16 protein-coding genes are annotated in these 22,086 nt (G+C 34.4%); 9 read left to right on the top strand and 7 right to left on the bottom strand.

The genetic code is table 11. From position 1 onward, the window contains the following. Positions 1-103 precede the first annotated feature (103 nt). On the bottom strand, positions 104-1,267 hold the full coding sequence (porV, locus tag AC1Q7L_RS19500) for a type IX secretion system outer membrane channel protein PorV (protein WP_123979700.1): 1,164 nt from the start codon (positions 1,265-1,267) through the stop codon (positions 104-106). A 60-nt stretch (positions 1,268-1,327) separates the two neighbouring features. After that, the gene (gene porU / locus AC1Q7L_RS19495; RefSeq protein WP_492307641.1) at positions 1,328-5,236 is read right to left on the bottom strand and encodes a type IX secretion system sortase PorU; all 3,909 of its coding nucleotides are present in this window, start codon (positions 5,234-5,236) and stop codon (positions 1,328-1,330) included. 165 nt (positions 5,237-5,401) lie between these two features. Between porU and gldJ the strand changes: the two genes are divergently transcribed. Both gldJ and AC1Q7L_RS19485 read left to right on the top strand, forming a co-directional pair. After that, on the top strand, positions 5,402-7,003 hold the full coding sequence (gene gldJ, locus AC1Q7L_RS19490; RefSeq protein ID WP_410692549.1) for a gliding motility lipoprotein GldJ: 1,602 nt from the start codon (positions 5,402-5,404) through the stop codon (positions 7,001-7,003). Between the two features lie 63 nt (positions 7,004-7,066). After that, positions 7,067-8,338 (top strand): UDP-N-acetylmuramoyl-tripeptide--D-alanyl-D-alanine ligase, encoded by a 1,272-nt coding sequence (locus AC1Q7L_RS19485; protein ID WP_492307642.1) that lies wholly within the window; start codon positions 7,067-7,069, stop codon positions 8,336-8,338. Here AC1Q7L_RS19485 and AC1Q7L_RS19480 read toward each other — a convergent pair. After that, positions 8,331-8,942: an NUDIX hydrolase gene (locus tag AC1Q7L_RS19480; RefSeq protein WP_410692551.1), complete on the bottom strand. Its 612-nt coding sequence runs from the start codon at positions 8,940-8,942 to the stop codon at positions 8,331-8,333. The genes AC1Q7L_RS19485 and AC1Q7L_RS19480 overlap by 8 nt on opposite strands. A 37-nt stretch (positions 8,943-8,979) precedes the next feature. On the opposite strand from AC1Q7L_RS19480, the gene AC1Q7L_RS19475 reads away from it, so the two are divergent. Then, entirely contained in the window at positions 8,980-9,369 is a 390-nt protein-coding gene (locus AC1Q7L_RS19475; protein ID WP_410692552.1) for an SRPBCC family protein, read from the top strand. Between the two features lie 90 nt (positions 9,370-9,459). After that, the gene (locus AC1Q7L_RS19470; protein ID WP_410692553.1) at positions 9,460-10,233 is read left to right on the top strand and encodes an alpha/beta hydrolase; all 774 of its coding nucleotides are present in this window, start codon (positions 9,460-9,462) and stop codon (positions 10,231-10,233) included. Between the two features lie 3 nt (positions 10,234-10,236). Here AC1Q7L_RS19470 and AC1Q7L_RS19465 read toward each other — a convergent pair whose 3' ends face one another. The 4 genes from AC1Q7L_RS19465 to mdlD form a co-directional block, all read right to left on the bottom strand. Then, positions 10,237-11,283, bottom strand: coding sequence for an anhydro-N-acetylmuramic acid kinase (locus AC1Q7L_RS19465; RefSeq protein WP_492307643.1), 1,047 nt, complete (start codon positions 11,281-11,283; stop codon positions 10,237-10,239). Positions 11,284-11,292: 9 nt separating this feature from the next. Beyond that, a complete protein-coding gene (gene lptC, locus AC1Q7L_RS19460; RefSeq protein WP_492307644.1) occupies positions 11,293-11,883 on the bottom strand; it encodes an LPS export ABC transporter periplasmic protein LptC in 591 nt (196 codons plus the stop codon). A 3-nt stretch (positions 11,884-11,886) separates the two neighbouring features. Further along, positions 11,887-13,176: a BamG family beta-barrel-assembly machinery protein gene (bamG, locus tag AC1Q7L_RS19455; protein WP_492307645.1), complete on the bottom strand. Its 1,290-nt coding sequence runs from the start codon at positions 13,174-13,176 to the stop codon at positions 11,887-11,889. 198 nt (positions 13,177-13,374) lie between these two features. Then, the gene (mdlD, locus tag AC1Q7L_RS19450; protein WP_492307646.1) at positions 13,375-14,694 is read right to left on the bottom strand and encodes an NAD(P)-dependent benzaldehyde dehydrogenase MdlD; all 1,320 of its coding nucleotides are present in this window, start codon (positions 14,692-14,694) and stop codon (positions 13,375-13,377) included. A 510-nt stretch (positions 14,695-15,204) separates the two neighbouring features. Here mdlD and AC1Q7L_RS19445 point away from each other — a divergent pair. The 5 genes from AC1Q7L_RS19445 (at position 15,205) to AC1Q7L_RS19425 (ending at position 21,864) form a co-directional block, all read left to right on the top strand. Then, positions 15,205-16,323, top strand: coding sequence for a DNA polymerase III subunit (locus AC1Q7L_RS19445; RefSeq protein ID WP_492307647.1), 1,119 nt, complete (start codon positions 15,205-15,207; stop codon positions 16,321-16,323). 303 nt (positions 16,324-16,626) lie between these two features. Continuing rightward, positions 16,627-17,253: a TetR/AcrR family transcriptional regulator gene (locus AC1Q7L_RS19440; RefSeq protein WP_492307648.1), complete on the top strand. Its 627-nt coding sequence runs from the start codon at positions 16,627-16,629 to the stop codon at positions 17,251-17,253. Beyond that, positions 17,237-18,556, top strand: coding sequence for a TolC family protein (locus AC1Q7L_RS19435; protein WP_492307649.1), 1,320 nt, complete (start codon positions 17,237-17,239; stop codon positions 18,554-18,556). Before AC1Q7L_RS19440 ends, AC1Q7L_RS19435 begins: the two co-directional genes overlap by 17 nt. Before the next feature lie 14 nt (positions 18,557-18,570). Then, a complete protein-coding gene (locus AC1Q7L_RS19430) occupies positions 18,571-19,674 on the top strand; it encodes an HlyD family secretion protein (RefSeq protein ID WP_492307650.1) in 1,104 nt (367 codons plus the stop codon). Positions 19,675-20,289: 615 nt separating this feature from the next. Further along, the gene (locus AC1Q7L_RS19425; protein WP_492307651.1) at positions 20,290-21,864 is read left to right on the top strand and encodes a DHA2 family efflux MFS transporter permease subunit; all 1,575 of its coding nucleotides are present in this window, start codon (positions 20,290-20,292) and stop codon (positions 21,862-21,864) included. Positions 21,865-22,086: the final 222 nt, after the last annotated feature.

Raw genomic sequence — 22,086 nt, 5'->3', positions numbered from 1 at the left:
CCGAAACCATAGAAATAGCGAGTGCGGAGAGCGGGAAAAAGCTCCTTAAAACAAAAAAAGCTCCATCAAATGGAGCTTTTTTAAACCTGTATGTTATATTGTATTAATTATCAACATTAGAAGTTTCATCACCGATGTTCCAAGTTAACCCGAAACGAAGAGTGTTATCTAAAGCTGTATTAATTTTAGACATATTAATAAGGTAAGAAATATCAAGTCCGAAAGAGTTGTATTTTAAACCAATACCTGCAGTTGCAAATTGTCTTGCCCCTTGTTCTTCACTTTCATGGAAGTAACCACCTCTCACAGCAAATGCATTGTTGTAAGAATATTCCAGCGCTCCACTATACATGATACTGTTAGGGTTTTTGAAAGATTTGCTGATACCGTCAATTGGACCTACGTTTGGTACTGCGTACATCGGTTGTCTTGTATTAGGATCCATTCCGATAAATTCAGAACCGGGAACCAAAAGTTTAGATCCTTCAACGCTAAGACCAATTCTGTTTACATCATCCAGGAACATATCGTAACCGATACCTAATCTTGCCATTGTCGGAAGATAAGATCTAGATTCCTCGTTTCCTGTATAATCTAGTTTCGGACCTAAGTTCTGGATTGCTAAACCTGCATTCAATTTACCATCATATCCTCCGATACTTGAGAATCTTGGAGATGTATAGTAAGCTGAAATATCTACTGCAAATGAGTTTGCAGGCTTAAGAGTTGTATCTGTGTTGAAACCTCCGGCCAAATCTGAACGAATATATCTACCCGTTACAGCCATTGAATAAGAATCTGAAAGTTTTAGACCGTACGCAACGTCAATTGAGAATTCATTTGGCTTAGACGTACCCATAGAAGTAACTTCTGAACCTACTAATTGAGTTAAATCTACTTCACCCATATTGAAGTAATAAATACTCGCAGAGATGGTAGATCTTTCTTCCTGCCCTAGAAACTTATGGAATGCACCATATAGTAAAAATACATCATTGGTAAGTTTTCCCATGTAAGGCGTGTAGTTGATACCTACGGAAGAACTTGATCTGCTAAAAGGATATTTCGCTGCATTCCAAAATTGAGAAAACGCATCAGGAGAGGTAACTACACCTTGATCTCCCATACCTCCGGCTCTAGCATCTGGTGCGATTCTTAAAAATGGAGCTCCGGTTAACACAGGTCTTACAAGACTTAAATCTTGAGCATACCCTAAAAAACCAGCACCTAACCCAATTCCTAAAAGCAGTTTAGTAGTTAAATTCATATGTTGTCTTTTATATATTATCAGTTTTTTGTTAATATTATTATCTATTAGTATTTTAATTTATTTCAAAAGTACCATTTTTTCTACAGCTGTGGCACTTCCTTTGCATTTTTCTTGGTTTTGACTTTTTGCAAATATCTTAAAAATATACGTACCTTTTGCTACTGTTGACCCAAAATCGTCTCTTCCATCCCATTCTATTGCCTGACGTGGCGTTCTAAAGCCCTGTAGGAACGGTTCTGCAACAACAGGTGTAGATAAAGTTCTTACTAATTTTCCTGTAATTGTATAAATCTGAACGTTTACATCCAAAATATCATCACAATTATGCTCAAACTGAATGTACGTTTTGTTTGTAAAAGGGTTTGGCCAGTTCAATGGTCTGTTAATAGTTAAATGCTGATCTGCTTCATCCTTAACTTCAAAGTCTAACGTAGAGGTTGTCGAATTATTGTTTATGTCCCAAACTTTAAACGTTAATTGGTGCTGACCAATCGCTAAATTCCTAAAAGGGTAGGTTACATTTCCTTTTTGGTAATCTGCTAAACTTGGGCTCAAACATCCGTTTCCTTCTCCTGAAGCATAAAAATCATTTAAAACAACCGTGTTAATAATTTGACCGTCCAAATATACTGTAATATCGTGACCGATACCAGATCCTGTAGAATTTATTCCTGTGTCGTCTGTAACACATGCTAACAACATCGGACTTTGGTTGGTAATACCTCCATTCGCGAAGTTGGTGTTGTTCATATATAATTTCACTTTTGGAGGTTCGTTATCATTAAGTCCGTTAGGATTAATATCTCCGACTTGTACCGCCTGATTGTTGAATACGTCTGTCGCTTTATTATCAGCATATCCTAAAATTCTTCCTTCTCCGATTGCGTAATTAATGTCTTTCGGAACGTAAAATTCTACATTAAATACACCATTCACAGCTGTTCCTGATGCTTTTACGATGGCACTTCCTTCTTCTGTATAATTAAGAACGGTAAGGTTTCCATCATTATTTAATGTTTTTTTGTTTAATCTTTTATCGAAAATGTTAATAACAACTCTTCCGTTGAAGCCTGTGTTAATTGTTCCGTTTGGATTATTGATATGTCCTTTTACTTTTACAAAATCAAGTCCTCTGATCAATCCCGGAACCGGAGTTTCGATATTATCAATTATTAATAAACGTTGAGGTCTGCTTAATTTCATTGCAGGATCACCAAGTAGATTTACTTTTAAGTGATTGGAGTCTGCTCCGCTTAATTTCTTGGCATTTAAATGAGCATTTCCTAAAGAAATAAAATCATCACCTACCATTTTGAAAATTTGTTTCGTATAAGTATCAGTAAATGCAATACCATACCCAATACCTACCGCACGGCTTGAAGTGATCATTGTAGAAACTCCGCCTTGTTTTAATTTAATAAACTGTTCACCTGCAGAGAAAGTTTCCGGATCATCCCATAATGTAAATTCACATGTTATGGTTGATACAAATGGAAATCTACTGTAAATATTAGAGAAATTATTTGAATTTTGAATTTCATCTGTCGTTAATACTCTTTCCTGAGCCCATCCATTGATACCTCCATGTCCGAAATAGAAAAGATATAAACTGTTTCCAATATCATTAGAAATAGCCTGATTTACCTGTGGATATCTTTGTCCTCCAGCTGTACTTTGTGCTTGAAATGCATCCAAATATAGCTTTCTTACATTATATTCCTTAAGAGTAGGGCCTGTCTGTTCAAAAACACTTACCAAAGCATTGTTCATTGTAGTATGGAATGGTATTGGTGTAGAACTGCTGTTTTCATCGTGATCATCATCTACTACAAAATCCAGTTTCATACGCCATTCCCCAAAAGGAGTAGACTGACTAGGAAGACTGTTGTAATAAGCTAAAACTTTATCCATCATATTGGATGCTTCCGTCGTGTTTGCAGCAGGAATTCTTCCAACAGGTAGATCGGGAAGATTACTTGTAATATATTGAACAGTCTGAGGTTGCGTCATTACAATATAATCATCCGTAACAAAAGAATTTACAAAATCTCCGGATGCTTCACTTTCATAACTTGAAACAACATTTGAGTTATTTGGAATTCTGTTTTTATAATCATAAGATGTATCTCCTAAGATAAATACATATTTTAATTTTCCAGCCGGGGTATTTAATTTGGTTACAAAATCTCTGATTGCGGTAAGATCTCTGCTTCCGCTTCCAAATTCGTTGTAGATTTTATTGATATCTACTATTTGAACAGCGAAGTTACTTTTTGTCTGATGGTAATTGGCCAATCTTTGAGCCTGACCCATCATTTCCGGAGTGGTAAGAATCAGATAATCTATATTTTGCAATGCTGAGAGATCCTGATTGGCAATTCTTTCAACAAACTGAGGCGTAAAAGCTGCATCAGCTCTAAATGCTACAAATTCATTATTAAAATCTTGATTTCCTGTAATATATCCAAAGTTAAAAGTAGCATTACCTGTTGCTTTATTTACTCTTCTGTTAGCATTGGTGATATCAGTGACATCCCAAACTTGCTCGATTGCAGAGGTGTTTGCGATACTGAAACCATAACCAGTATTGGTACCACTCGCAAGAGAAAAATCTCTGAAACTCATTTGTGAACCATTAAAACTTAGGTTTTCTTTGTATTGTACCTCCACATAATCCATATAGAAAGTCCCATTAGGATTAAATGTAATATTTGGAGTATATTTAAAAGTAATCTGATTTCCTGTTAAACCTGTTATTGTTCCTTCATATTTTATAGGTTGAAAATCATAAATATAATTAGCTGTATTGGCAGATACAGAAAACGGAATCGGATTTTGATTATTAATACTGATTGTAAGAACATCTTGCTGAGCTTTATAACCAACTGCTCTGGTTCCGTATCTTATAATATCTGACCCTTGGATAGGAGAGTTTGTATTAAGCGTAATCGTTTTTTCTGTAGTAAACGGAGCGTCTTCCACCCATATTCTACCAACTTTTAGTAAGTTTTTTTGATCATTGTCGATTACCTGATAGTTATCGTATCTCGTAATCAAAGCGGTTGCAGGTAAATTGGCATCTACAGCCTGCACTCTTTTTCCTACTCCTTTGTCGAAAGTTATATAGTAATATGAAAAATCATCATAAATGTTTTTAAGATGATTTGCTCTGTCATTTCTTGTTTCTACTCTCTTGAAACCGTTACCATTTCCGGTGTCATAAAGATTGTAACCAGTTGGTCCTTGTGCGTAAAATAAAGCATAATCATTATCATTCCACACATTGTCATCTTCACCAACAACCTGTATGGCATTTTCTTGCAAAGCACTGTATTTTACATCCTGATTGTGTTCAGGAAGCATAATTCCGCCGTTACCGTAGATTCTTAAGTTTTTAGGATTTACTGAAGAAGGGTTAATTCCGTTATCTTGTAAAAACTGTCTTGTAATTTTAAAAATCCCCGACTTGTCAACTTTTATTTTATAAAAACCACCGGTTGAAAGAGGGTTGTTTGTTGTTCCGACTTTAGCTGCGCTTCCAAAATTGTTTGATAAAGACGTTTCAGCAACATCAAATGATGAAAGTCTTTGAACACGTCCTTTTACATTTTTAAAGAGAGAAACGTTGATGGTTGCGTATCTTTCACCTTCAAGATAATAATACGCGATATCTGTAACTTCGTAGTTGGGTAATAAGTCTTTATTTAAGTCAAATAACTCTCTGTTGGAAATGTTTTCCCAAACCAGATTAGAAATTTTTAGCTGCTTTTCTCCAATTTTTTGTTTGGTTGTGATAAAAACATTATTTTGGCCATACGAAAAACCCTCATTTTTAAAGTTTGGGAGATTCAGTTTTGTTTCACCGAAATCTTGAATTTTGGCTCCATCCCAATCGATGGCCGTTTTTTGAGCCCAAATCGCTGATACAAAGCTTAATAGGAATAAAAGCGTTATTTTTTGTTTCATGTTTGATTTTGAAATTTCTAAATTACAAAATAAATGAAAATTTTAGAATTAAATTGCGATACAATAAAATTAATTTGTGAACATTTTTCAAAAAAATCAAATCTTTACTTGATTTATTGAATAATTTATTTTTTCTTTGTACTTTGAAAATATTTATAATCGACTATGAAAAAACTAAAGTTGTTTTCATTAATAGCATTGAGTTCTACACTTGCATTAACCAGTTGTGGTGGGTCAGGTACCAGTAAAGGCGGTGGTACTAAAAAATTTGTCAGCAAGACAGGTTGGAAGCCAAACGAAAAACAGGGTTGGTTTTTTGCAGGAAAGCAACAGAAGCAAAAAGGTTGGCCAGGAATGGTATATGTAGAAGGTGGAACTTTTACAATGGGATTAGTGAAAGATGATGTTATGCACGATTGGAATAACTCGCCTCGCAGAATGCAGGTAAGTTCATTCTTTATCGGAGAAACAGAAATTACTAACTATGAATACCGCGAATACCTTACATGGTTGAAGTATGTATTCCCTCCAAGTGATCCAAGCTTTAAGGAAATCTATAACGGTGCTTTGCCGGATACCTTATTGTGGGATAACAAACTATCCAGAAACGATTTCAACGAAACGTATTTCCGTTCTCCTGAATTCGATTACTATCCGGTAGTGGGTGTATCTTGGACGCAGGCTAACAGATACTGCGAGTGGTTGTCAGATAGAGCCAACGAAAAAGCTTTAATGCAAGCAGGAGTAATTGCTAAAGATTTATACATCAATGAATCTAATAACCAAGGAGGAACTGCATTTAACATGGATAAATTCAAGTCGAATGATCCGGAAATCCAAGGATATATTAACGAAAAAAGAATGCAGCAAAAAATTGGTATAAAAAGTACCAATCAAAGATTACTTGCTGCAAACAGAGCTCCAAACGCTGCTATGGTTACGAAATTCAGACTTCCAACAGAAGTTGAATGGGAATATGCAGCTCTTGGTATGGCTAAAAATAGAGAATACAATCAATATAAAGGTAAAAAACCTGAAATTGAATTGCTAAGAGGTACTAAAGGAAAAGATAGAGGTATGTACCTTGAAAATTTCAAAATGGGTACTGGTGATTATTCAGGTATCGCAGGATGGAAAAATGACGGCGCTGCAAGAACTGCAGACGTAAGAGCATATCCTTCTAACGACCTAGGTATCTATGGTATGTACGGTAACGTTTCAGAATGGACTGCCGATGTTTACAGACCAATTATCGACGAAAACTTCAGTGATTTCAACTACTACAGAGGAAACATGCCTCAAGCGGTTGTGAAGAACGGAGACGGAACTTATAAAATGGTTGACGAAAGCAACATTAAGTATGATACTTTAGCTGACGGTAGATTGGTTTACAAAAACTTACCAGGTCAGTTTGAAAGAGAAACTGTTGCTGATTACAGAGACTATAGAGATGGTGACAGACAATCATCTTTAGATTATAGAACTGCAAGTGATTCTGCTGCTGGTTTCGACATGTACAATTCTCCTAAAACAAGGTTTATTGTAAATGCTAACGGGAAAGTTGTATTACAAAAAGACACTAAGGACAGAACTTCTGCTATGAACAACGATGTTAGAGTAGTAAAAGGTGGTTCTTGGCAGGATACAGCTTATTGGTTGGATCCGGGTCAAAGAAGATACAAGAGCCAAGGTAAAGCTTACGGATGGATCGGATTCCGTGTTGCACAGGATGCTAGAGCTAATGACAAGGCTAGAACTAGAAGATAATATTTATCAAAAATAATTTCAAAAACCTTCCAAACTATTGGAAGGTTTTTTTATTTTTGAACTATGAATATAGAACAGTTTTACTCTTTATTTTTACAATCTAACAGAGTTACCATAGACAGCAGGAAAATAGGAAAGGATGACATTTTTTTTGCCTTTTCCGGGGAAAATTTCAATGCTGCCACCTTTGCTGAAAAAGCAATAAATGAAGGTGCTTTGGCTGTAATTGTAGAGCAACAGGATTTTGAAAATGTAGACAAAAATATTTTCTATGTTCCTTCTACGTTGGAGTTTTTGCAAGAACTGGCGATTCATCACAGAGATCAATTACAAATTCCTATTATTGGACTTACCGGTAGCAACGGGAAAACGACGACCAAGGAAATCATTCACGCTGTCCTTTCTGAGAAATACAACGTGCAGTATACTTATGGCAACCTAAATAATCATATTGGTGTTCCGTTGACAATACTTTCTATTAAACCTGAACATGAAATGGCTGTTGTCGAAATGGGAGCCAATCATCAAAAAGAAATCGAATTACTTTGTATAATTTCCCAACCTAATTTTGGATATATTACCAATTTTGGAAAGGCACATCTAGAAGGTTTTGGCGGATTTGAAGGAGTTATAAAAGGTAAATCTGAGCTTTACGATTATCTGAAAAATAATCATCAGACTATTTTAGTCAATGAAAATGATCCAATTCAATCAGAGAAAACAGAATTTTACCAACCTAAAATTACTTTTGGAAAAGAAAGTTCAGACTATAATTTTGAATCTTTTTCTGAAGAACATTTTGTAGGATTATTATATCAAAACAATAAAGCATTATCAAAACTTACAGGAGAGTACAATTTTACAAATCTTTGTGCTGCTGCTAGTTTAGGCTTACATTTTGGAATTGATTTTGAAAAAATTAAACAAGCCATTCAAAATTACACTCCAACCAATATGCGTTCTCAAATCGTTAAGAAAGAAAATAAAACTTTAGTTCTTGACACGTACAATGCCAATCCAAGCTCTATGACGGCCTCTTTGCATAATTTTATCACTTTTGAAGGTTCAAAAACAATCATTATTGGTGATATGTTGGAACTAGGAGAGGAGAGTGAAAAGGAACATCAAAACATCCTGAAATTAGCTCAGGATCTTGGTTTTAATGAAATAATAACTGTCGGTGGACATTTTAAAAATATAAATTCTTCAGCTTCTGCTTTTCTTAATACAGCAGAATTAATAGAATATTTAAAACTGAATACCATTCAATCAGAAAATATTCTATTAAAAGCTTCAAGAGGAATTTCTCTGGAAAAAGCGATCGACTTTATTTAGTCTTCGAACTCCAGAATTCTTTTACAATCAGTTCAATATTTTTAAAAGTGCTTGGGAAAACCTCATTTTCTATTTGAGTGGTGTTTTTCCAGGCTACTTCGGTAATACCTTCTTCGATCTGAGGTTTTGAAGTGTCTTCTCCAAAGAAGTTCATGTCAAACCAATGCGTGCATTTCAGGACTTTATCACCATTTCTTTCAATGTAAATATGGTAAGTTGTGTTGATGAAATCTACCAATTCAACATTACTCAGACCTGTCTCTTCTTCAATTTCCCTAACCGCAGACTCTTCTCTGGATTCTCCTTTTTCCATTTTACCTTTCGGAAGATCCCATTTCCCGAGTCTTTTGATGAAAAGCATATCTCCTTTTTCATTATTTACCAGTCCGCCCGCAGCTTCAATTATTCTAAAAAGATTTTGAAACTCAGCCCAGATCTCATCAATATTTTCACCGAATACATTTATTTCTTTTACAGATGTATTCTCCAAAAGATCCAAAGCGATCTCCAAAGTTGTGAAACTTTCGTAGCTGATCTTTTTTTCGAGCTCTTCGGATTGCTTAGACAGCAATAATTTTTTTTCGTTCACAAAAACTTTATACATTTGTAATTAATTAAGAATTTAAATACAAAAATAAAAAATGAATTTAGAAGGACGAAAGATTATTGTCAATAAATCATCTAAAGAATTATCCGAAATACTAAAAACCCCTGAAAATTATAAAGATTTTATGCCGGACGGTCTTCAAAAGTTTGAAACCAGAGAAGATGGCTTTAAATTCGGGTTACAGGGAATGCCGGAAATCGCTTTAAAAATAGATGAAGTTACAGAGCAGAAAGCAGTTTTAAAGTCTGCAAGTTCAAGTTTAGATTTTGCTTTAACCGCAACTTTAAACCCGATCAGCGAAAATCAGACTGAAGTACAGATGCTTTTTGAAGGAAAATTCAATCCATTTATCAAAATGATGGTAGAAAAACCTCTACAAAACTTCATCAATACCTTAACGGATAAGATCGAAGCTTATAAATAATAGAAAGTCCTGAAGTTCTCAGGACTTTTTTTATGATTGATTTTGATTTCATTTTTTTAGTAACTTAGTTAGTAAATTAAATAAGCACATATGAAATCTAGATCAATTTTAAAAAAGATCAATATATTATTGCTGATTGTAGTAATTTCTTTATCAAATTACTCTTACGCACAAAATTCTCAGTCAGTAAAAAATATTGTACTTGTGCATGGTGCATTTGTGGACGGTTCCGGATGGAAAAATGTCTATGATATTCTGGTCAAAAAAGGGTATAATGTTACCGTTACACAGCAGGCGTTGACATCTTATGAAAGTGATGTTGAGAGTGTCAATCGAATCATTGATCAGCTAGACGGTCAATGTATTTTAGTAGGCCATAGTTACGGTGGTGCTATCATAACAACTGCGGGAAACAATCCAAAAGTTGCCGGATTGGTTTACGTAGCTGCTCATGCCCCGGATGAAGGAGAATCTGAAGGAAATAATGGAAAACTTTATCCACCAGCTTATAAATCTATGATAAAAGGCGAGGATGGATTTGACTATATAGATCCGAAAAAATTTCCGGAAGATTTTGCGGGTGGGGTGACAAAAGATATGGCAAGTTTTATGGCGATTTCACAGACTCCTACAGCGGATGTTGCATTTAAAGCTATTATTAAAAATCCTGCATGGAAAACAAAACCAAGTTGGTATGTTGTAGCTAAATCAGATAGAATAATCAACCCCTATTTGGAAAGAATGTACGCCAAAAGAGCAAAAAGTGTAACTATAGAAGTAGCTGGTGCCAGTCATTGTGTTTACATTACTCATCCAAAAGAAGTATCAGATCTGATTATCTCAGCGGCTCAAGGTAAAAAATAGCAATTAATTAATGATAATTCCGGAGCTGTGATCCTGTGAACTTCCCGTTGCAGAAGCAAGCACATTAATCTCATTATTAAGCCTCAAAACACCCATAAAAGCAAAGATCAGCGCTTCTTTATAATCTATAATCTCTTTTTCAGGAATGATGATTTCGGCTGTGGTTTTTTCTCGTATTTTTTTAATTAAATAAATATTATAAGTTCCACCGCCTGTAAAAAGAATATTTTTTAAGTTATTTTCATTAATAACTTTAGAAATTTGCTGAGCCACATGTTCTGTGAATGTTGCTAAAACATCAATCGTTTCAATATTCTCAAATAAAGAGAAAATATTTTCGTTACACCACTCAATTCCCAATGATTTTGGATGAAATTGTTGGTAGAATTCTAGAGAATTAAGTTTTAATAATAATTCCTCATCAATTTCCCCTGTTTTTGCCAAATCTCCGTTTTCATCAAAGCTTTTATTGAATTTTTGAACTAATTTATTCAAAACAATATTAACGGGAGCAATGTCAAAAGCTATTCTTTTATCATTAATTTTTAACGAAATATTAGAAAAACCACCTAAATTAAGGCAGGCATTGTATTGAGAAAACAGCAATTCATCACCAATCGGAACTAAAGGTGCTCCATTTCCACCCATCAAAACGTCTTGAGATCTGAAATCATAAATTACAGGCAGACTTGTTTCTATCTTAATAGCTCTTCCATCTCCGATTTGTAAGGTGAATTTCTTTTGAGGTTGATGAAAAACCGTATGACCGTGAGAAGCAATCAGATCAATATTTTTTAATTCAAATTTTTGAATGAAATCTTGAGTAAGTTTTCCTAAGTAAAAACCGTATTCTGAATGTAATTCTAATAATTCTTCTGCAGAAAGATGAATCGAATTACGAAGTTTATCTTCCCAGATTTTAGGATAAGGAATTGTTTCTGCCTTTATGATCTGAAAACTCCAGGTTTCCTTTTTCTCGAATGTTGCATAGCAGATATCCAAGCCATCCAGGCTGGTTCCAGACATTAATCCTATTGCATGCAAGGTCATAGCAGATATTTATTTTTTAGATTCGGCTAACTTTTTAGTACTAAAGTTTCCAGAATTTTTATAGAAAGTATATTCAGAAAAGTCATCTTTTGCCGTCATTCCATTGGCTCCGATAAGGGTAGATCCGTCTTCCATTGTTACAAAAACGGTGTCACGCGTAAATATTCTTTGCTTTTTCTGATCCCAAAAAATACTTTGCATGGCAAACCTTTGGCCTTCATTTGTAGTGATTCTTACATCGCCTTTTGCTTCGTAGAACTTTTTATATTCAAAAATTCGGGCATATTTTGCGGTAATTCTTCCGGGAATTTTAGGTTTTTTCTTGTCGAAAAATTCTATATTAATTCCTTTTCTAGCAACGGTATATGGACTGTCTATCAATTCATATTTTTCGATGATAGGAGCGAGCGCCTTCATGCTTATAAAACCGGAATCTCTTTGAACAATCTTAGCATCGTAAATAATCGTTGAAGGAAAATTTTTGCTTTGAAGGCCTTTGGATTTGGTAAGATCCTCTTCACAAGATGTCAAAACAAAAAATATAGCACAACTAAAAAGGTATGCTATATTTTTATATGATATGTTTTTTATAAACTTCATTTTTTATTCAAGTAAACGCTTTCTGAACCACTTATCAGCAAAATTGAAACCAACTTTTAAGTTAACATAATTCTGATTAATCAGGTTATTGTCAAGTGTTCCTCTTTTTCCGACTTCTAAACCAAGTTCAAGACCGCTCATTCTTGTTATGCTGCTTGTTTTGAATGGAAGAAGTACTCCTGCAGAAATACCAAATTTGTTGATGTTTGTTCCTGCAATTTTTAGAGCTCCTTTTTCATAGAAAGCACCATATCTGTAGACAACTCTTGAAAAATAATTTCTAAAGTTGTTGTAGTTAGGTAAATACCAACCTCCGGCAGAAATTCTGTAAGAATCCTCTAGATCTAAACTTTTTCCGAAATAAGTAATTGATTCTCCTTTTTTATAGTCTACCTGACCGGAAAGGAACCACTTGTTCTCCTCACCATATCCTACACCGACAGACGCCTGTATAGGTAAAAGGTTTTTAGAACTTGTACTTTTTTCTTCAATAATACTTTCTCCAGCTTTTACATCTCCGGTAGTGTAATAATACGTACTGTTTTTATAATCAGTCATCATATTACTTGTGTTCCCGAAAGTGGTAGTAGCACCAATCGTCAGTTTACGGTCGTTACGGGTATCCAGTTTTTGGTAACTTGCTCCTAACGTAAAGTTGAAGTTTTTAATACTGTTTTTAGTTTCATAACCATTGACCAACTCAGCATTAGAATAAGCAATCTCGTTCGTATCATAAAGATTACCGAAGTAATAATTAGCTCTAGCTCCCACAGAGAACTGATCTGCTACTTTATAAGATAATGCGATCTGTGCAGCGTTCAATGTACCTGATCCTCTAAATCTATTGGCAACAGTTGCTTCTGTTCCGTCTTCCATTTTAATTGTAGAAGAATTCAGAATGTCATAGCTTTTAGAGCTGTACGGCTGATAAGAAAGTCCCAATTTTACCTTTGGAGATAAAGGAAAGGCCAATGAAATATTAGATAAATACGTAGAATGTTTTGTAGACTTCGTATTATTATAATCAGTTTTGAAATAATTATTTTCGTTGGTAGCTTCCAGTTTAATACTTGTAAGCTCGAAATTAGCATTATTTGCAGGGTTTGCGAAGTTGAAACTACTCGTAAAGTCACTTATATAAGCTGTGGAGATCCCTCCCATAGAAGCAGTTTCAATCGTATTATCATATTTTACATCTCCAATTCCGTAAGTTGCATAAGGTGAGTTACTCAGACTCTGCGCATTAAGGAAGTATCCAACTGATATGAATGATAGTACAAAGATTTTTTTCATTCTTTATTTTTAAAATAATGCGCAAATATCTTAAATATTAATGAATTGTAAAAGTTTCATGAGGTTAAAGTTTGTTAAGGGCTTCTCTTTAAGCAAAAAATCTAATTTTCAATAAATTGAAATGCCAATTTTATTAAATAAAAAAGGCTGCTCATCGTTTGAGAGCAACCTTTTATATAGTTTTAATTAAGATAAAAATTATTTAACCTGAAGCACAGATCTTGTGTGACTAAAGTTTTCAAAGCTGTATTTCCCGTGATATTTTCCCATTCCGGAAGTTCCTACACCGCCGAAAGGTAAATAATGAGAGCCAACATGCACAATTGTACTGTTGATTTCTGCATCTCCGCTTGTTGTGCGACTAAGAATATCATCTGCAAATTGTTGGTTTTCGGTGAAAATATATAAGGCTAATGGCTTCGGACGGTTATTTATTTCCTCTAAAGCTTCATCAATATCAGAATACGTCATAATAGGAAGTATTGGTCCAAAAATTTCCTGTTGCATCACTTTATCATCCCAAGCTACGTTATCCATTAAAGTAGCTTCAAAATGGCGGGTTTCAAGATCGTAACTTCCGCCATAAATTACTTTTTCAGGAGCTGCTTCAAGATAACCTGCAAGATTTTTGATTTGATTCTGATTGACGATCTTTCCTATTTTACCCAAAGATCCATCTGGATAAGTTGTTTGTAAATAAGCTTTAAATTTTTCAATAAAAGCATCTTTCACAGATTCATGAATGTAAATATAGTCTGGAGCAACGCAGGTTTGTCCGCAATTAATCCATTTTCCGTAAGAAATTCTTGCAACGGCTTTGTCAAGATCTGCATCTTTATGGACGATTGTCGGAGATTTCCCTCCCAATTCAAGAGTTAGCGGAATTAATTGTTCTGCTGCAGCTTTCATGACGATTTTTCCAACATTTGGACTTCCTGTAAAGAAAATATAGTCAAATGGAAGGCTTAATAATAAAGTATTTTCTTCAATTGCTCCCTGAACGACGGCTACATAAGCTTCGTCGAATGATTCTTTTACAATATCTTCAAGAACTTTTGCTACGTGAGGTGTATTTTCAGAAGGCTTTAAGATAGCTGTATTTCCCGCGATCAAAGCTCCGATTAGCGGACTGAAAGTCAACTGAACAGGGTAGTTGAAAGGGCCAATAATATAATTAACACCGTAAGGTTCGTGAATTATTTTACTCGTTACTTCTGCTCCCGAAGAATGCGGTTTTGATTCTGCGGGAACTGGTTTTGCCCATTCGTCAACATTTTCCAAAAGATAATCAAGTTCGCTGATAACGATTTGGATTTCCACATATTCTGCTTCTTTTCTGCTTTTCCCTAAATCTATATCTAAAGCTTCACAAAGGGCATCAGTATGACTTAAAAATACTTCTCTGAATTTTCTCAGTTGAGTTTTTCTGAATTCAATATCTTTAGTTTGATTGGTTTTAAAGAAAGCTTTTTGCTTTTCAAATATTTCTCTTATTTTCTGTTCCAGTTCTGTATTCATTTTTATTTATTTTGATGATTGCAAATTTAAAACTGTGCAATTTTTTGGTTGAAAATCATTAAGCAAATTTATTGTTAAAAATTAAATTGCACACAATTTAATTTTAATTTTATTCTAATGGAATTATTGATGCAACCTATTAATATGATTTACCTGTTTAAATTTTTTCTTTGATAATTGGTAAATCGCAAAGGCGCAAATGATAATTAATGTCAATGTTTTAAGGCGCAAGGATTTTATCTGCGATAAAATTTATAACGCTTTGTAATAAATGCTTGCTGGAAATCTTTGATTTTCTTGCGCCTTAAAAAAGTTGTAAAAATTAAAATCTTTGCGCCTTTGCGATTCTCCAACAAAATAATATCTACAGTTTTGCTTGAAACTTTTTTATATAAGTTTAAAACATATTGACTATATGTTTTCAATGAAAAATTAATGCCAATAGTTTTTCTGGATATTAAATCGAGTTTAATTTTTAAAAATTGAGCGAAGATTTTTTATCTTTGGAACATGAATTGGGAGAACATCGCCGGACAGGAAAATCTGAAAAAACTTCTTAAAGACAGTATCGCTGAAAACAGAGTGAGCCACGCCCAGCTTTTCATAGGAAAAGAGGGTTATGGAACGCTTCCCATGGTTTTGGCGTATGCAAAAGAAATTTTGAAAGGTGAAAACGAGCACGCAGCATCAAAAGTGGAACATTTAAATCACCTTGATCTGCATTTCAGCTTCCCGGTTTTTACGGATAACAGAAACTCTTTAAGCAAAAATAAGTTTGATGAGTTTAGGGAAATGATCATGGCTTCACCGTATGCAAGCTATGATGATTGGACGGCTTTTCTGGAGTCTGAAAATAAGCAACTCTTTATCTCTGCAGATGAAGTTGATGATCAAAATCAAAAATTCTCTCTTAAAAGCTTTGAAGGCGGAACTAAAATTTTGATTGTCTGGAGAGCAGATAAAATGAATATTGCCGCTTCCAACAAGTTCCTGAAATTTTTGGAGGAACCACCTGCAAAGACAATTATTCTCCTTACAGCAGAAGATATTAATGATATTCTTCCGACAATTCTTTCCAGAACTCAGGTTGTGGAGATCCCAAGAATTAATGACAGCGATATAGAAAACTATCTTAAAAAGAATTTTTCTGTATCTGATGAAAAGGTAAGAGAAATAGTTCACCAGGCTCAGGGAGATTTGAATGATGCCATCAAGCTTTTAAATTCAGAAAATAAAAGCGATGAGTTTGAAAAATTATTTGTTCAATGGGTTCGTGATGCATTTATGGTGAAAAAGAAACCTGAATTCCTTAAAAGTATCATTCTTTGGGCAAGAGAAATTGCAGGCTGGAACAGAGAAAAACAAAAGAACTTTTTAAATTATTGCTCTGAAATTTTCAGATTGGCTTTGCTTCAAAATTATCAGTCGGAAAGTCTTGTTTACAAAAAAATTGACGCTAATGGTTTTAATTGGGCAGGATTTTCAAAATTCATCAGTGGAGCCAATATCGAAAGTATTCTGGAAGAAATCTCAACAGCAGATTTACATTTAACCCGAAACGGAAATCCTAAAATAATCTGGACAGATTTAGGAATAAAATTATCAAGATATATTCATAAAAGCACATAAATAGAAACTCCGGCATTATTGTCGGAGTTTATTTTTTCATTAAAGAGAATTATTTATCATTCACTTTTAGTACAATTTTCTTTCTTGCCTTAAGATTTTGGGGATAGTCTCTATTTAAAATGGATAATTCAATAGATAGAATTAATAATGTTTTATTCATATCAGTTTAAATTTAATTAACGGAAATCTAATACTATTCAGTGAGTTACATTAAGGAATATTAAATTTTAATTAAATAATCAATCAATCGTTTGATTTATTGAAAATCTTGTGTAAATTTGCACCTTGAAAAATGAGAGTATAATGATTTCAAAAGAAGAAAATATATTGTTCGCTGCCGAAAAGCTCTTTGCTGAGAAGGGTTTTGAGGGAACTTCCACTAGGGAGATCGCAAAAGCTGCGAATGTAAATATTTCTATGATATCTTACTATTTTGGTTCTAAAGAAAAACTGTATGAAAAATTAGTTGAATACAGAATGAATGAAGGGCAATTCTTCTCCAAAGATATTTTGGAAAGAACCGACATTAATGAATGGGAAAAAATAAAAAAAATAGTAGATCAGTTTGCAGGAAGAATAAGACATCAAAAATGTTTTTACAGAATCATGCAGAGAGAGCAGTTACATGCAGAGAATCCTCAGATCGTTGAGTTTCTTAAACAAACGAAAATGGGTTTTATTGCCATGTATTCAAAGATTTTAGAAAGTGGTTTAGAGAAAGGTGTCTTCACAAAAAATCCTCCTATTTATCTGCTTCATACAACAGTGAGTGGGACATTATTCTATGCATCCAATGCTAAAGAAATGTATAAAGAATTTTTAAATGATACTGAAGATGAAGAGGTTTTTGATGAAAAATATTACACGGAACTTAATAAACATATTAAATATATACTAAAAGACCTTTTAGGTTATGAAGAGAATAAATAATTCAATTCTTGCACTTTCTCTATTTATAGGAATTGCAAACATAAATGCTCAGGAGAAAAAACAACTCACCCTCGATGAAGCTGTGCAGTTGGGAATCCAAAACAGCAAGAGCCTAAAGATTGACGCAGCTAAAATTGAAGAAGCTACCGCAGATCTTTTGGAAGCAAAGAACAAACAACTTCCTGAATTGAAAGTTTCCGGAAGCTATATGTATCTTCCCATTAAACCAACGATTGATCTAAAGCTTTCTACCGGATCAGGTGCTGGTGCAGAAAGCCCGACAGTACATCAGGTTGCTTATGGATCTGTGAATCTTAGTGTTCCGATCTACAACGGTGGTAGAATTAAATATGGTATTCAGTCTGCAAAATATTTGGTGGAAGCATCAAAATTAAGCACAGAAAATGATAAAATAGCAATTGCTTATAACGTTGCTCAGGCTTATAATAATTTATTTAAAGCAAATCAGTCGATTAAAGTTTTAGAAGAAAACCTTACTGCTTCTCAAAAAAGAGACGAGACTTTTCTTAAACTAGAAAATAATGGAGTTATCGCAAGAAACGATCGTTTAAAGGCAAATCTTCAGACTTCAAATATCGAATTGCAATTATTGGAAGCAAAAAACAACTACAATATTGCGAACATCAACATGGATTTGTTGTTAGGATTAGCTGATAATACAGAAATTGAAGTTGATCAAAATTATATCGACGAAGGTTCTGATGTAAAAGCAGTTGACTTCTATGTAAACGAAGCCAGAGAAAACCGTAAAGATTTACAGGCTTTGGCTCAACAAAGAAAAGCGGCTGAGTTGGGATCTAAATCGGCAAAAGCTGAAAATCTTCCTTCAATTGCATTTACTGGAGGTTATGTAGCTGCGGATATTCCGAAATTTCTTACGATTTATAATGCAGTAAATGTGGGAGTTGGGATTTCTTATAATTTATCAAACCTTTGGAAAGAAAATTCTTCATTAAGACAGTCTCAGGCAAGAGAAAAGCAGTTAGCTGCCAACGATGAATTATTAAATGACAACATTAAGCTTGATGTAAACAGAGAATATCAAAACACAGATTACTCTAAAAAGAGAATCGCGGTGTATGAAAAAGCGGCTGAGCAGGCTAATGAAAACTACAGAATTACAAAAAATAAATATGACAACGGTTTGGCTACCATGACCGAATTGTTGGATGCAGATGCTGCACAGATTTCTTCAAATGTTGGAGTTATTAATGCAAAAGCAGATGCAGCATTGGCTTACAGAAAACTATTACAAACTACAGGAACTTTAACAATTAAATAAGATTAAGACCAAAAATGGAAAATAATAATACACCAGTAACTGAACCTAAAAAGAAAAAGAGTTTAGTTTTCCCAATCATTTTAGCGGTTGTCGTAGTAGTGGGAGGGATCTACGGATACAGAACATATTCTTACGGACAGCTTCATGAAGAAACTGACGATGCTCAAATTGCTTCTAACATGAGCCCAGTGATTTCTAAAGTTTCAGGATATGTAACGCAGATAAAAGTAAAAGATAATCAATTAGTTAAAAAAGGAGATACTTTGGTTATCCTTGATAACAGAGATCAAAAAATGGCTTTAGTGCAAGCTGAAGCAGCTTTGGCGACTGCAAAAAGCAATATTTCAAATGCTCAGGCAAGTACAACAGCAACGTCTAAAAATATAGGAAGCTCACAAGCGGCTGTTACAACGGCAAATGCTCAAATCGAAGCTGCAAAAGTAAATGTTTGGAAAACAAACCAGGATTTGAAAAGATATTCTGTTTTGGTAAAAGACCACTCAATTACAGAACAACAGTATGAGCAGGCTTTGGCTGCAAAACAATCTGCAGACAGACAATTACAGGTTTTGGTTGATCAGAGAAATCAAATTGCTCAACAAACCGGTATTGCTTCTTCTCAAACGGCTGCAAGTTCTCAACAAATCAGTGTTGCAGGTTCAGTTGCTAAACAAAGAGAAGTTGATGTAGAAAATGCAAGATTGAATCTTTCTTACACAATCATCCTTGCTCCGGAAGACGGATTTGTTGGAAAAGTTCCAATTCAGGCAGGACAGTATTTACAGGCAGGATCTCAGTTATTCAGTTTAGTTAAAAATGATCAAAAATGGGTTGTGGCTAACTTTAAAGAAACTCAGGTTGATAAAATGGTAGAAGGTCAGAAAGTAAAAATCGAAATCGATGCTTTCCCAGACACAGAATTTGATGGAGTAGTAAGTTCATTCTCTCCGGCTACAGGTTCTACATTCTCTATTCTTCCTCCGGATAACGCGAGTGGTAACTTCGTAAAAGTTGTACAAAGACTTCCTGTGAAAATCGACTTTGTAAAACTAGATCCAAACGTTGCTAAAAGACTAAGAACAGGAATGAACGTGAAAGCCGAAGTTTCTTTGAAATAATATTTAAATAAGTGGATTGTCAATTTTGCTGAAGCAAGTCAATTGTGAAAGGAAAATGAAGCAGTAAAGTTGATGATGAAGTTTGATGCCGATCTTGTGGAAGGATTCAGTGATGAAGAAGGAAATGAGGTAATGAAGATGATGTTGCAGATGGAGTTCAATGTAGAAGTATAATGAAGTTGAAAACTGACAAACGAAGTTGATATCGGTTTTGTAGATGAAAATCAATCATGAAGTTGGAAATGAAGGCGTAAAATTGACCATGGAGTTGATTAATAATTGACAATTCACTTTTAAAAAATAATTAAAAATAATAAGAAATTAAGGGATTTAGAAATTGATGCTTGATTTGAATTATTTACATATTTAATTTAATAACTAAATAATTCGCAACCGAATAGGCTCATCAATAGAAGCGGGCTTTAGCCCGTTTAACAAAAAGATTAAAATTTCAAATGGCTTTAGCCAAAATATAGTATTAATCTTAGCTTAAACCTTAACAATCAAACAGAAAATTTAATAAAGAACAAAGTTAGTTCGTAAAAATGCTTGTTCTTATTTCTAAAATTTCTAGATCTCATAATCTCTTAATTTTTTAATACCTATAAAAAAACTATGGAAGATTCATTAGTAGAATATGGAGCCCGAAGAGTGATCATTACGATCACAGCTATTCTTTGTGCTTTGCTTGAAATTGTGGATTCCACGATTGTGAACGTTGCCCTGAACGAGATGAAAGGTAACCTGGGATCTACACTTTCTGAAGTGGGTTGGGTAATTACGGCGTATGCCATTGGTAACGTAATTGTTGTACCGATGACGAGTTGGCTTTCTCAACAGTTCGGACGAAGAAATTACTTTGCAGCTTCTATTATCATATTTACCGTGTTCTCATTTTTATGCGGTAATGCAGATAATATTTGGGAGTTGGTATTCTTTAGATTATGTCAGGGAATTGGAGGTGGAGCCTTATTGGTAACCTCGCAGACCATTATCACAGAATCTTATCCGATTGAAAAAAGAAGTATGGCTCAGGCTATTTATGGTTTGGGAGTAATTATTGGCCCAACATTAGGTCCGCCATTAGGAGGTTATATTGTTGATAATTTTAGTTGGCCGTATATTTTCTATATTAATATTCCAATCGGGATTGCAGCGACTTTAATGACATTACAGTTTATAAAAAGTCCGAAATATGCTGAAAAACGTAAAGCTTCAGATGTAGACTGGTTAGGAATTGCTTTATTGGCAGTTACCGTAGGTTCATTACAGTATATCTTGGAAAGAGGGCATGAAGAAGACTGGTTTGCAAGTGGATGGATTGTATTATTTACCGTATCAGCAGTGTTAGGATTTATCTTATTCCTCTGGAGAGAACTTACGTTCAAATATCCGATTGTAGAGCTTAGAGTTTTGAAAAACAGTAATTTAAGGATCGGAACGGTCATGTCCTTTGTATTAGGATTTGGGTTGTACGGTTCCACGTTTATTGTTCCTTTATATACTCAGAGTATTTTGGGATGGACTGCCTTAGAATCAGGAGCATTAATGATTCCGGCGGCGTTAACAACCGCTTTCATGATGCCGATTATTGGTAAGTTGCTTTCGAAAGGAGTAAAACAGCAGATTTTGGTTTCTTTAGGATTATTTACGTTCTTCGTTTATAGTTTCTGGGGATATAAAATTCTAACTCCGGACACCGGTAAAGACGCCTTTTTCTGGATGTTGATGGTGAGAGGAGCAGGATTAGGATTATTATTTATTCCAATCACCTCTTTATCATTAAGTACTTTGAAAGGTCAGGAAATTGGACAAGGAGCAGCATTTACAGGGATGATGAGACAGCTGGGAGGATCTTTCGGGATCGCGGCCATCACTACATTTATTGCGAATGCCAGCCAGAAATACAGAGTTAATTTGGTCTCCCATTTAGATTCCAATGATTTTGATGTCCAGCAAAGATTAGCAGGATTAAAAGCAAGTTTCATGGCAAAAGGAATGACTCCTGATGCAGCAATGAATGCAGCGTATAAAATGCTTGATCTCACGGTCACGAAACAGGCAACGGTATTGTCTTACATGGACGTTTTCCTTTATTTAGGAATTGCTTTCCTGGTTTGTATTCCGTTTATCTTATTAGTAAAAGAACGAAAGAGCAAAGAAAAAATAGATTTAAGTGGTGTACACTAAATTTTATTGAAATAAATATAAATCCTCCGAAATTTTTCGGAGGATTTTTTGTGGAAAAAGGTTTTATTTAATGGAAATGCTTCGACTCCGCTCAGCATGACATCGCTAAAAATTTACGGTTAGAATAATGCAGTTAGTATTAGCAATGTCATGCTGATTTCTATGACAAAACCAAGTTATTTGTATAATTTTCTTCATAGGGCTTTTGTTGTTTAATAACCG

It is taken from the genome of Chryseobacterium sp. GW823-FHT05E08, assembly GCF_058795655.1.
The sequence above is the reverse complement of the archived record's forward strand: the minus strand, read 5'-3'. Positions and strand labels throughout refer to the sequence as shown.

Coding starts and splice junctions, on each gene's coding strand:
- porV (WP_123979700.1), bottom strand. CDS start 1,267: ATGAATTTAACTACTAAACTGCTTTTAGGAATTGGGTTAGGTGCTGGT.
- AC1Q7L_RS19470 (WP_410692553.1), top strand. CDS start 9,460: ATGAAATCTAGATCAATTTTAAAAAAGATCAATATATTATTGCTGATT.
- AC1Q7L_RS19475 (WP_410692552.1), top strand. CDS start 8,980: ATGAATTTAGAAGGACGAAAGATTATTGTCAATAAATCATCTAAAGAA.
- bamG (WP_492307645.1), bottom strand. CDS start 13,176: ATGAAAAAAATCTTTGTACTATCATTCATATCAGTTGGATACTTCCTT.
- AC1Q7L_RS19435 (WP_492307649.1), top strand. CDS start 17,237: ATGAAGAGAATAAATAATTCAATTCTTGCACTTTCTCTATTTATAGGA.
- AC1Q7L_RS19480 (WP_410692551.1), bottom strand. CDS start 8,942: ATGTATAAAGTTTTTGTGAACGAAAAAAAATTATTGCTGTCTAAGCAA.
- AC1Q7L_RS19425 (WP_492307651.1), top strand. CDS start 20,290: ATGGAAGATTCATTAGTAGAATATGGAGCCCGAAGAGTGATCATTACG.
- porU (WP_492307641.1), bottom strand. CDS start 5,236: ATGAAACAAAAAATAACGCTTTTATTCCTATTAAGCTTTGTATCAGCG.
- mdlD (WP_492307646.1), bottom strand. CDS start 14,694: ATGAATACAGAACTGGAACAGAAAATAAGAGAAATATTTGAAAAGCAA.
- AC1Q7L_RS19440 (WP_492307648.1), top strand. CDS start 16,627: ATGATTTCAAAAGAAGAAAATATATTGTTCGCTGCCGAAAAGCTCTTT.
- AC1Q7L_RS19465 (WP_492307643.1), bottom strand. CDS start 11,283: ATGACCTTGCATGCAATAGGATTAATGTCTGGAACCAGCCTGGATGGC.
- lptC (WP_492307644.1), bottom strand. CDS start 11,883: ATGAAGTTTATAAAAAACATATCATATAAAAATATAGCATACCTTTTT.
- AC1Q7L_RS19430 (WP_492307650.1), top strand. CDS start 18,571: ATGGAAAATAATAATACACCAGTAACTGAACCTAAAAAGAAAAAGAGT.
- gldJ (WP_410692549.1), top strand. CDS start 5,402: ATGAAAAAACTAAAGTTGTTTTCATTAATAGCATTGAGTTCTACACTT.
- AC1Q7L_RS19445 (WP_492307647.1), top strand. CDS start 15,205: ATGAATTGGGAGAACATCGCCGGACAGGAAAATCTGAAAAAACTTCTT.
- AC1Q7L_RS19485 (WP_492307642.1), top strand. CDS start 7,067: ATGAATATAGAACAGTTTTACTCTTTATTTTTACAATCTAACAGAGTT.